This is a genomic window from Micromonospora reichwaldensis (assembly GCF_031845925.1).
GTDB classification, from domain to species: domain Bacteria; phylum Actinomycetota; class Actinomycetes; order Mycobacteriales; family Micromonosporaceae; genus Micromonospora; species Micromonospora reichwaldensis.
The window spans coordinates 1-10,991 of the sequence record NZ_JAVRFL010000066.1; the positions used below are offsets into that span (position 1 = coordinate 1).

Consider the following 10,991-nt stretch of genomic DNA (forward strand, 5'->3'; position numbering starts at 1 on the left):
GGCCCGCCATCTGTCGGGGCGGCGTGGCCTCGGCGGTGTGGGTGTTGCTCGGTCGTACGCAGGGTGTAACGACCCCGCCCCGGCCACGATTCCGCCCCCACGATGCCCCCGGTCACACCCCCAAACCACACACCCGGCACCGACACGCCAACCACTGACGACTCACCGGCTCAAGCCACCCGGACAGCCGCCCACGAAACCGGTCACCCGGTCACACCCGGGTCCACGGGTTACCGACTCACCCGCTTCCCAGGTCACCCGACTCTCACCAAGGGCACACCGGGCTCCCGGCTCACGAGGGCTCACCCGGCGCATCCGGCGCATCCGAGGGTGGACCCGGGTGAGCCGGTTGAGCGGGTCACTCCGCCACTTCAGTCACTCGGTCCACCGGTCACCCCCGGTCCCCGGTCCGAGTCCGCCTTCGGGTTCGGGTTCGGGTTGGTCCGGGTCCGGTGGAGATCTTGGTAGAAGACGGCCCCTGGAGGGGCGGTTTCTTGCCAAGATCTCCGGCGAGAGCCCGGCGGGAAGTCGGCGAGAGCCCGGCGGGAGCCCGGCGGGAGCCCGGCGGGAGGTCGGCGGGAAGTCGGCGGGAAGTCGGCGGGAGCCCGGCGGGAGGTCGGCGGGAGGTCGGCGGACGGGCGCGAGGGTGGGCACTGACGGGGTGTGGTCCGCCGTGCCCGGCGCAGGGATCAAGCCTGACCGCCCGGAGCCGGGCACGGCGGGCCACACCCCCACCGCGACGCACCGCACCCACCCCACGCACCGCCATTCCGACGCCGGCAGTAACCACCACGCCGAGAATGCAGAACCCAGCCCCGGCGACCCGCGCTCACCGCCGGCCAGGAGCACGAAAACGAGCCCGACCATGCGCCGCCAGCCGCGACACCGGCGAAACCGCGATCCCCAGCGGCCCGACCTGGGGTTACCCTGACAGCATGCAGGCCCTCTCCCCCGCGCCGACCCGCACGGCCCATCCGGCCCGTCCGGGCCGGCCCGCCGTGGTGGCCCGCACCCTCACCGAGCTGACCGGCCCCACCCGTGGCGTGGTGGAGCTGCCGGTGCGGCTGATGTGGAACTCCGACCGCACCTTCGACCTGGGCGATCCGGACGAACTGCTCTGGATGTACGAAAATGTGCTGCGCGAGACCACCCGCGCGGAGGATCTCCGGCTGCTCATCAACGGGCGCACGCTGCGTCGAGTGTGGCGGCTGCTCAACCTGCCCCGGGGCGTACGCCAGGCGTGGGAGAGCCACCACCGGGGGCTGCGTACGGCGTGAGCACCGCCCACCCGCACGAGTTCTACCGCGAGGTGGCCCGGGTGGCCCTGTCCGCTGCCGGGCCGTACCGGTTCGTGCTCGGCGGCGGGGTGGCCTGGGCCGCGCACGGGCTGGTGACCCGCCCGACGGAGGACGTGGACCTGTTCGCGGACGTGGAGGGGGCCGCCGCCGCGGCTGCGGACGGGGTGCGGACGGCACTGGAGCGGGCCGGGTTCGAGGTGACCGACGCCGACCCCGACAGCGAACTGGCCGAGCTGTTCGACGGCTTCGACCGGGATCTGAGGGACTTCGTGGTGAGCCGGGACGGGCGGCTCATCCGGCTCAGCCTGGCCCGCCTGGACCGGCACCGCAGCCCGGTGGTGATGGACCTCGGCCCGGTGATGGACGTGCGGGATCTGATGGCGAACAAGACCGCCGCCCTGGTCAACCGCCGGGAGGTCCGGGACTACATCGACGTCGCGGCGGCGCTGGAGCACCACGACGTGGCGGAGCTGCTGGAACTGGCCCGCCAACTCGACCCGGCCCTGGACGACGAGGACGTCCGGGCCGCCGGCCGCTACCTGGACCGACTGCCCGACCGCCGGTTCGCCCGCTACGGCCTGGACCCCGCCGCCGTCGCCCAGGTCCGTACCCGCCTGGCCCCCTGGCCCCGCTGACCACCCACCCCCCGTCCCTCCGCGCACCCGCGCCCCGCACCCTCTCGCGCCGATCATGCACTTGTGGTGGGCGGAAGTGCTGATACTTCCCTTTCGCGGGGCACCACAAGTGCATGATCGACCCGGGTCAGGGGCGGGGGCAGGGCAGCGGGGCAGGGGCGGGGCAGCGGGCGCGGGGCAGGGAGGGCGCGGCAGCGGGGCGGGCGGGGTTACTTTGTGGGGCGGCCGCCCGTCACGCCGAGGATCTCGCCGGTGACGTAGCTGGATTCCTGGGAGGCGAAGAAGACGTACGCCGGGGCCAGCTCGGCCGGCTGGCCGGGGCGTCCCTCCGGGGTGTCCTGGCCGAACTTCTCGACCTTCTCGTTCGGCATCGTCGCCGGGATCAGCGGCGTCCAGATCGGGCCCGGCGCCACCGCGTTCACCCGGATCCCCCGGTCGGCCAGGTCGGCGGCGAGCGCCTTGGTGAAGTTGGCGATCCCCGCCTTGGTGGTGGCGTAGTCCAGCAGCTGCGGCGAGGGGTCGAACGCCTGGATCGACGAGGTGTTGATGATCGCCGAGCCCTCGGACATGTGCGGCACGGCCGCCCGGCAGAGCCAGAACATGGCGTACAGGTTGGTCTTCAGCACCCGGTCGAACTGCTCGCCGCTGATGCCGAGGATGCCCTTGTCCTGTGCCATCTGGTAGGCCGCGTTGTTCACCAGGATGTCGATCCCGCCGAGGTCGCGCAGGGCCCGTTCGACCAGGTCCTGGCAGTGCCCCTCGTCGGTGATGTCGCCGCGTACCGCGATGCCCTTGCGGCCGGCCTCCTCGACCAGCCGGACGGTCTCCCGGGCGTCGGCGTCCTCCTCCTCGCTGAGGTAGGAGATGAGCACGTCGGCGCCCTCCCGGGCGTACGCGATGGCGATCGCGCGGCCGATGCCGGAGTCGCCACCGGTGATCAACGCCCGCCGGCCGTCGAGCTTGCCGCTGCCGCGGTACGACTCCTCGCCGTGGTCCGGCTTCGGGGTCATCTCCGCCGTCGAGCCGGGCGGCGTCTGCTGCTGCTTCGGTTGTCCCTCCTGCTGGCCGTACTGGCTCGTGGGGTCCTGCTGGGTGTGCTGGTCCTCGCTCACCGACGTCTCCTCGCGCACCGGTCGGGTCTGGGGTCTCCCACGCCCTACCCTGCGGCGGCAAGCGGAAACGGCCGTCGCCGTGTTACATGACCAGGCCCCCGCGCGCCGGTGTGATGAAACACCTCGGGCGGCTGTGGCAGGAGTGACCGCCGCTCGTTTATGGTGCGCTCGGCGCTCACCGGGCGTCCCGAACCCCCATGGAAAGGCACCTCATGACCTCTCCCTCCGGCCCGTCGCGTCGGACGGTGCTCGCCGCCGCGGCCGCGGCGGCGAGCGTCCCGCTGATCGCCGCCACCCCCGCCCAGGCGGCCGGCCCGGCCCGGTCGCGGACCTGGGACCTGACGATCCTCGGCACCTCGGACACCCACGGCAACGTCTACAACTGGGACTACTACTCCGACGCGGAGTACGACGACAGCAAGCACAACGACGTGGGCGTCGCCAAGCTGGCCGCTCTCGTCACGCAGATCCGCGCCGAGCGGCGCGGCAAGGCGACGCTGGTGCTCGACGCCGGCGACACCATCCAGGGCACCCCGCTGGCCACCTTCTACGCCAAGCAGGAGCCGATCACCACCACCGGTGCGACGCACCCGATGGCCAACGCCATGAACGTGCTCGGCTACGACGCCGTGACGCTGGGCAACCACGAGTTCAACTACGGCCTGCCGCTGCTGGCGAAGTGGATCTCGCAGCTGGGCTTCCCGGCGCTGGCCGCCAACGCCGTCAACGTCGCCACCGGCAAGCCGGCCTTCCTGCCGTACGTCATCAAGAAGGTCTCCGTCGGCTTCGCCGCACCGCCGCTGCGCGTCGGCATCCTCGGCCTGACCAACCCGGGCAGCGCGATCTGGGACCGGGCCAACGTTGAGGGCAAGCTGCGGTTCGACGACATGATCGCCACCGCCGCGAAGTACGTGCCGATGATGCGGGCGCGCGGCGCCGACATCGTGCTGATCTCCGCCCACGGCGGCGACAGCGGCACCTCCAGCTACGGCCCGGAGCTGCCGATCGAGAACCCGACGGCGCTGATCGCCCAGCAGGTCCCCGGTATCGACGCGATCCTGTTCGGCCACGCCCACGCCGAGGTCGCCGAGAAGTTCGTGGCCAACGAGCAGACCGGCGAGCAGGTGCTCCTCACCGAGCCGTCGAAGTGGGGCCAGCGGCTGAGCCGGATGGACTTCACCCTGACCCGCGAGCGGGGCCGCTGGAAGATCACCAAGAAGTCCGCCGCCCTGCTGAACACCAACACCGTCGTCGAGGACCCGAAGGTCCTCGCCGCCGTACGGGCGCAGCACCAGAAGACCGTCGCGTACGTCAACCAGGTCGTGGCCCGCTCCACCGTGGAGCTGTCGGCGGCGGAGAGCCGCTACAGGGACACCCCCATCCTGGACTTCATCAACCACGTGCAGACCGAGGTCGTCGGTCAGGCGTTGGCCGGCACGTCGTACGCGGACCTGCCGGTGCTGTCGATCGCGGCACCGTTCAGCCGGACGGCGGTCTTCCCCGCCGGCGACGTGAAGATCCGCGACGTGGCCGGGCTGTACGTCTTCGACAACACCCTCGAGGCGGTCGTGCTCAGCGGCGCCGAGGTGCGCGCCTACCTGGAGTACTCGGCGAAGTACTTCCGGACCCTCGCCCCCGGTGCCCCGGTCGACCCGGCGACGATCAGCGACCCGGCCGTGCCGGACTACAACTACGACGTCTTCTCCGGCCTGGACTACGACATCGACATCTCCAGGCCGGTGGGGCAGCGCGTCACCCGCCTGGTGCTGCCTGGCACCGACACGCCGGTGGCGGACAACGCACAGTTCGTGGTGGCGGTCAACAACTACCGGCGCAGCGGCGGCGGCAACTTCCCCGGCATCGTGAAGACCCAGGTCTACAACGAGCAGCAGGAGATCCGGCAGCTGCTGATCGACTGGGCGCAGGCCAAGGGCACCATCGACCCGGCGGACTTCTACCAGCCGAACTGGCGGCTGGTGCGCGAGGGCGTGCCGGTCTTCTGATCCCCGCACCACCGGACGGGCCGTGGACGATTCGCCCGCAGCCCGTCCGGTGCCCACCTGAGCGCGACCGGCCCCGCCCGGTGTCACGTACGCGACGTGGCGGCGAGCTGGGTCAGCGTCGTTCGCGGCCGGTGACCCGACCTCCGACCTCAAGGCGCGGCCAGTCGGCGAGGTCCCGCAGCAGCTGCCGGTCGTGCGTGGCGACCACGACGGCGGCGCTCGTGTCGCGGATCGCCTCGGTCAGCTCGTCGACCAGCGCCGACGACAGGTGGTTGGTCGGCTCGTCGAGCAGGATCAGCCCGGGCCGCCCGGCCAGCGCCAACGCCAGGTCGAGGCGCCGCTGCTGCCCCTGTGACATCCGCCCGACCGGGGTGCGCATCGCATCGGAGTCCAGCAGCCCGAGCGCCCCGAGCGGGACGGCCTCGGCGTCGCGGAGCGCCCCGCGGGCCACCAGCCGCCCCACGTGGCGGGCGTGGACCTCGCGGGCGGTGCGGGCGGGATCGTGCGCGGCGGTCTCCTGGTCGATCAGGGCGATCCGTGCCTCCTTCGCCGTCCACACGCGTCCGTCCGTCGGCCGGAGCGCGCCGGCCAGCACCGCGAGCAGCGTGGACTTCCCGGCACCGTTCGCCCCGGTGACCAGCAGCCGGTCGCCGCCGTCGAGGGTGAGGTCGACCGGACCGGCCAGGCGCCCGTCGACGGCGACGCCGTACGCCCGCAACTGTGGCGCACCCCGCCGGACGCTCAGGTCGGGCCACCGCAGGGTCGGCGGCGGCTCCGGCACGTCGATCCGGTGCGCCTGGAGGGCGTCCTGCTGCCGGTGCAGCGCCTGCACGACGCCCGGCGCGCGGGACTGGCGCTGGTGCTTACCGGTCCCCTTGTCGGGCCGCCAGCCGGTGGAGAGCCGGTCGCGGGCCTTGGACACCGCGTTCTGCAGCCGCTGGTGCTCGGCCTGCTGCTCCTCGTAGTCCTGCTCCCAGGACTCACGTTCGCGGCGCCGGGCGTCCTGCCAGGCGTCGTAGCCGCCGGCGTACAGGCGCGGCGTCCCGTCGCGCGTCGGGTCGAGGTCGAGGAACCGGTCCGCGACGTCGCGCAGCAGCGCCCGGTCGTGGCTGACGACGGCGAGGCCGCCGTCGTGCTCGCGCAGCCTGCGGGTCAGGAAGTCCAGCCCGTCGGCGTCGAGGTGGTTGGTCGGCTCGTCGAGCAGCAGCACGTCGTGCCGCGCGCCGAGCAGGCACGCCAGCCGTACCCGGTAGCGCTGCCCGACGGAGAGCTCCGACAACGCGCGGTCGCGGTCCGTGCACGCCCCCAGGGCCTCGAGGGCGACATCGATGCGGCGCTCGGCGTCCCACGCGTCGAGCCCGGTGGCGGCCTCCAGCGCGACGGCGTAGCGGTCCCCGGCGCCGGGATCGCCCGCGGCCACGGCGAGCGACGCCTCGTCCAGCGCGGCGAGGGCCGCCAACGACGCGGCCAGCGCCTCGGACGTCAGGGTGCCGACGGTCTCACCGTCACGCGCGGACAGCTCCTGCCGGGCCAGGCCGATCGTGCCCGCCCGGTGCACGGTGCCCTCGTCGGGCGCGATCAGGCCGGCGAGAACGTGCAGCAGCGTCGTCTTGCCGCGGCCGTTCTCGCCGACGACGGCGATCCGGGACCGGGCGGAGACAGTCACCGACACGTCGTCGAGGACCCGTCGGGAGCCGCGGACGACGGCGACGCCGTCGGCGCGGACGTGCGCGGCGCCGCCCGCCGTGACGGGCAGGGACAGGGTTTCGGGAGTCGGGGTGAGGTTCAAGGGTGCTCCGCAGCTCGTGGTGGAGCCGGGCAGCAGCAAGCGGCCGCCCGGCGGGAACCGGGACGGCGAGCGCGGATTCAGCAGAGAGCAGGCGCCGCCGTCAGCGGGCGGAGCGGACCTTCTGCGACCAGATACCTCGTGCCATGACGGCCAGGCTAGCAGCGCGGGCGCACCCGCTCGTCCGGATTTTCGCTCCACCGGGCGGGCCGTACGAGGAACCGGCAGGAACGGTGATCGAGCTGCACCCCCGTTCCCCCGGGCAGGGCGTCAGGCCCCGTGCCGCAGGTCCCACCGGTCGCGTTCGTCGCCCGGATCCGGCTGGTCCCGCCGCGGATCGGTCTCGGTCAGCGCCGTCCGCTCCTCCGGGCGGACCGCGGGCGGCAGCTCGCCGAAGCGCACGTGCCGCAGGAAGCTGTACTCCTCGTCCGTGAACGACGGTCCGAAGCGGTCTTCTGCCATGACTTCTCTCCCTCGACGTCATCATTGTGTGCGGTGGTGACGTCGGACACCACCGCTAAGGCATCCTAGGATCCTGGGCAAAAGGCGAGGGCCGGGTTGCCGGGTGGCGCGTGTCCGGCGCGTGTCCGGCGCGCCCAATCGACGTGCGGGCCTGGCGCGCGCCGGACGACGTGCGGCCAGGACGTGCGCGCCAGAAGGTGCGGCCAGGACGTGCGCGGCCAGGACGTGTGGGCCTCCGCGGCCGGGTTCAGCCGCTCGGCGGCCGGTCCAGCAGCGCCAGCGCCGCCCGGACCGGGGCGCGACGCAACGTCTCGTCGAAGCTCGCCCGGCCCTGGCAGAACCGCACGAACATCCGCCAGCCCGGCGGCGTCGCCAACAACGCGTGGAAGACCCCCGGCCGCCGGGCGAACACGTCGAGCAGCCGGTGCCCGGCGCGCATCGACGGCACCAGGTCCCGGGTGACCGCGCGCTCGTAGCCCGCCAGGTCACCGGCGGCGACCGCCGCGCCGGCCAGTTCGCCGGAACGCAGCGCGTAGCTGATCCCCTCCCGGCTCCACGGCTCCAGCAGCCCCGCAGCGTCGCCCGTCACCAGCACCCGGCCCTGACGCAGCGGCGAGTCCTCGGCCCGGCAGCGGGTCAGGTGGCCGGAGTCGTGCGCCGGCTCCACTTCGGACAGGCCCAGCCGGTCGACGAACCCGCGCAGGTAGGCCCTGGTCCGCTCCCCCTCGCCCCGGGCGGCGATCACCCCGACCGTCAGCCGGTCGCCCTTCGGGAAGACCCAGGCGTACGAGCCGGGCAGCGGACCCCAGTCCAGCAGGAGGCGGCCCCGCCAGCGGGCCTGCTCCTCCGGCGGCACGGGCAGCTCCAGCTCCAGCCCCAGGTCCACCTGCCGGTGGGTGACCCCCACGTGCCGGGCGGTCACCCCCGAGGAGCCGTCCGCCCCGACCACCGCCCGCGCGTGGACCGTGTCCCCGTCGGCCAGCCTGAGGCGTACGACGTCGGGGTCCTGCTCGACCGCGCGGACCGCGACGCGCTCGCGCACCTCGGCACCGGCGGCGACCGCGGCGGCCCGCAGCCGGTCGTCGAACTCCTCCCGGCGCACCATGCTCACCAGCGGCCCGCCCGGATGGCGGCGGGTGAACCGGCTTCGCCCGTCCCGGGTGAACGTCACCCGGTCGACCCGGTCGTGCGCGGGCACCTCGATCCGGTCGGCCACGGCCGCGAGCGAGGTGCCGATCAGACCGCCCCCGCAGGTCTTGTAACGCGGGTGCGCGGCGCGCTCCACCACCAGTGTGCGCACGCCCGCTCGGGCGGCGGCGTGGGCGGCGGAGAGCCCGGCGGGGCCGGCGCCGACGACGGCGAGATCCCAGACGATCACTGGTGCAGCCTAGGGCAAGCCGCAGCCCGCGGCACCGACGGCGCGGCGAGCACGTGCAGCCTGGCCAGCGCCTGCCGGGTGCCTTCGGCCAGAGCGCGGCCACCGGCACCGCCCGATCGGGTGGGCATCTTCGCCCGTCCACCGGGTAATCGCGCGACGTGACCGCCCGCGCAGAGGCGGGACAGGCGAAGGAGGAAAGGCCATGCGGCAGGTGCAGCTGTCGGATGTCGAGGAGCGGGTGTACGACGCGGTCGCGGCGCTGGAGGCCCGGGGGCAGGTGCCGTACCCGGACCTGATCGCCGAGGAGGCCGGTCTCACCGAGGAGCAGTTGCGGGCGCCGCTGCACCAGCTGACCGAGAAGAACCTGTTGCACCGGGAGGACTCGCCGATGGCCGGGCTGGACTTCGGTCCCCGGTTCTGCGCCCGCCAGATGGCGTGAGCCGCCGAGCGCCTCGCGATGGTTCGCCGCCCGGGGACCGGGGTAGCGCTCGACGACGCCCGATCACCGGTCCACGGGAGGCACGATGAGCCCGGCCGACCCGACCGCGCCGCCGGACGACCGGCGCCGCTGGCAGGCCCTCGGGGTCGGGCTGGTCGCCGCCTTCATGACGCTGCTCGACGTGAGCATCGTCAACGTCGCCGTCCCGTCCATCGACCGCGCCCTCGGGGCCTCCCCCAGCGACCTGCAGTGGGTGCTCTCCGGGTACGCCCTGACGTTCGGCCTGGTGCTGGTCTCCGCCGGCCGTTTCGGCGACGCCCGCGGCCGGCGAAGCGCGTTCGTCTTCGGGATCGCCCTGTTCACCCTGGCCAGCGCGCTGGCCGGGCTGGCCGCCTCGCCCGGGTGGCTGATCGCGGCCAGACTGCTCCAGGGCGCCGCCGCCGGGGTGGTGAACCCGCAGGTCACCGGGCTCATCCAGGAGCTCTTCCAGGGGCCGGAGCGGGGTCGCCCGTTCGGGCTGCTCGGCGCCACCATCGGCATCTCCACGGCCATCGGCCCGCTGCTCGGCGGCCTGCTGATCGCCGTCGGCGGCGAGGCGCACGGCTGGCGGTGGGTGTTCTTCGTCAACGTGCCGGTCGGCGTCCTCGCGGTGGTCCTCGGCTGGCGGCTGCTCCCCGACCGACCCGCCGGCCCACGGGACCACCGGCGGCTGGACCCCGTCGGGGTGCTGCTGCTCGGCGTGGGCGTGCTGGCCGTGCTGTTGCCGCTGGTGCAGCAGGAATGGCAGAGCCCGGCGAAGTGGCTGCTCGTTCCGGCGGGGCTGCTCGCCCTGGCCGGCTTCGCAGCGTGGGAACGGTGGTACGGCAGGCGCCAGGAGCCGCTGTTCGACCTGGGGCTGTTCGGCTTCCGGTCGTACGCCCTGGGATCGCTCATCGCGCTGGTCTACTTCGGCGGGTTCACCGCGATCTTCTTCATCTTCACGCTCTACCTGCAGAACGGCCTCGGCTACAGCGCGCTGGTCGCCGGCCTGGCCATCACCCCGTTCGCGCTGGGCTCGGCCGCGGCGTCCGCGCTCGGCGGCCGGATCGTCAACCGCTTCGGGCGTCCCCTGGTCGCGGTCGGGCTGCTCACCGTGGTGGTGGGACTCGTCGCGGTGGTCGTCGTGCTGGACCTGGCCCCGAGGGGCGCCGCCGTGCCGTGGCTGACGGCGGCCCCCCTGCTGGTGGCCGGGCTGGGCAGCGGCCTGGTGATCGCGCCGAACCAGACGCTGACCCTGTCCCAGGTGCCGGTGCGGCAGGCGGGCAGCGGGGCCGGCATGCTCCAGACCGGCCAGCGGATCGGTTCGGCCGCCGGGATCGCCGCCGTCGGCTCGGTCTTCTTCTCCTCGCTGGCCGCCAGCGGTGGGGACTTCTCGCTCGCCTTCCGGCACTCGCTGCTGCTGGCCGCCGGGGTGATCGCGCTCGCGCTGGTCGCGGCCCTGGTCGACGTCGCCTACGGCCACCGCCGGTGACGACCGCTGACGCGGGACGGTCTGCTTGTCGCGGGGTGGTCCCGGCCCATCTCACGCGGGATCCCCGTCGGTGACGGCCGGGACGAGCCGCCGCGGATGCGGCCGGCGCGGCGGGCCAGCGGTCGCGGTGCAGCTCGCCCGTCGCCCCGGCTCCGCCACCCGTCACCGAGGCCGAGGCCCGACATGCGTCTGGCCGGCACCCCGGGGTGGGGTGCCGGCCAGCGGGCGATTCGGCTACTGCTGTCAGCTGTTCCAGTGCTCGGTGACGAGGTCGGCGGCCTGCTGCTCCCACTGGGCGTAGTGGTCGGGGTAGGCCGACACCTGCACGGTCTGGGCGGCCTTGGTCAGGGGCATGTCCTGCCATCCGT

The 10,991-nt window shown here is 73.7% G+C and carries 9 protein-coding genes; 5 read left to right on the forward strand and 4 right to left on the reverse strand.

The genetic code is table 11. The annotated features are described in order from the left end of the window. Positions 1-935: 935 nt before the first annotated feature. Positions 936-1,277, forward strand: coding sequence for a hypothetical protein (locus RM555_RS30610; RefSeq protein WP_311414967.1), 342 nt, complete (start codon positions 936-938; stop codon positions 1,275-1,277). Next, the gene (locus RM555_RS30615) at positions 1,274-1,933 is read left to right on the forward strand and encodes a nucleotidyl transferase AbiEii/AbiGii toxin family protein (protein WP_311414968.1); all 660 of its coding nucleotides are present in this window, start codon (positions 1,274-1,276) and stop codon (positions 1,931-1,933) included. The genes RM555_RS30610 and RM555_RS30615 overlap by 4 nt, the downstream gene beginning before the upstream one ends. A 209-nt stretch (positions 1,934-2,142) precedes the next feature. Here the strand turns inward: RM555_RS30615 and RM555_RS30620 are convergent, their stop codons facing one another. Further along, positions 2,143-3,045 carry an SDR family oxidoreductase gene (locus tag RM555_RS30620; RefSeq protein WP_311414969.1) on the reverse strand — a complete coding sequence of 301 codons (903 nt, stop codon included), beginning with the start codon at positions 3,043-3,045 and terminating at the stop codon, positions 2,143-2,145. Positions 3,046-3,257: 212 nt separating this feature from the next. On the opposite strand from RM555_RS30620, the gene RM555_RS30625 reads away from it, so the two are divergent. After that, on the forward strand, positions 3,258-5,048 hold the full coding sequence (locus tag RM555_RS30625; protein WP_311414970.1) for a bifunctional metallophosphatase/5'-nucleotidase: 1,791 nt from the start codon (positions 3,258-3,260) through the stop codon (positions 5,046-5,048). Between the two features lie 112 nt (positions 5,049-5,160). Here the strand turns inward: RM555_RS30625 and RM555_RS30630 are convergent, their stop codons facing one another. From RM555_RS30630 to RM555_RS30640, 3 genes are all read right to left on the reverse strand, one after another. Further along, positions 5,161-6,837, reverse strand: a complete 1,677-nt coding sequence (locus tag RM555_RS30630; RefSeq protein WP_311414971.1) for an ABC-F family ATP-binding cassette domain-containing protein — start codon at positions 6,835-6,837, stop codon at positions 5,161-5,163. A gap of 267 nt (positions 6,838-7,104) precedes the next feature. Further along, the gene (locus RM555_RS30635; protein WP_311414972.1) at positions 7,105-7,296 is read right to left on the reverse strand and encodes a hypothetical protein; all 192 of its coding nucleotides are present in this window, start codon (positions 7,294-7,296) and stop codon (positions 7,105-7,107) included. 247 nt (positions 7,297-7,543) lie between these two features. Continuing rightward, a complete protein-coding gene (locus RM555_RS30640) occupies positions 7,544-8,674 on the reverse strand; it encodes a geranylgeranyl reductase family protein (RefSeq protein WP_311414973.1) in 1,131 nt (376 codons plus the stop codon). Between the two features lie 202 nt (positions 8,675-8,876). On the opposite strand from RM555_RS30640, the gene RM555_RS30645 reads away from it, so the two are divergent. Then, on the forward strand, positions 8,877-9,113 hold the full coding sequence (locus RM555_RS30645) for a hypothetical protein (protein WP_132239717.1): 237 nt from the start codon (positions 8,877-8,879) through the stop codon (positions 9,111-9,113). 85 nt (positions 9,114-9,198) lie between these two features. Next, positions 9,199-10,623, forward strand: a complete 1,425-nt coding sequence (locus RM555_RS30650; RefSeq protein ID WP_311414974.1) for an MFS transporter — start codon at positions 9,199-9,201, stop codon at positions 10,621-10,623. The last annotated feature ends 368 nt before the right edge of the window (positions 10,624-10,991 follow it).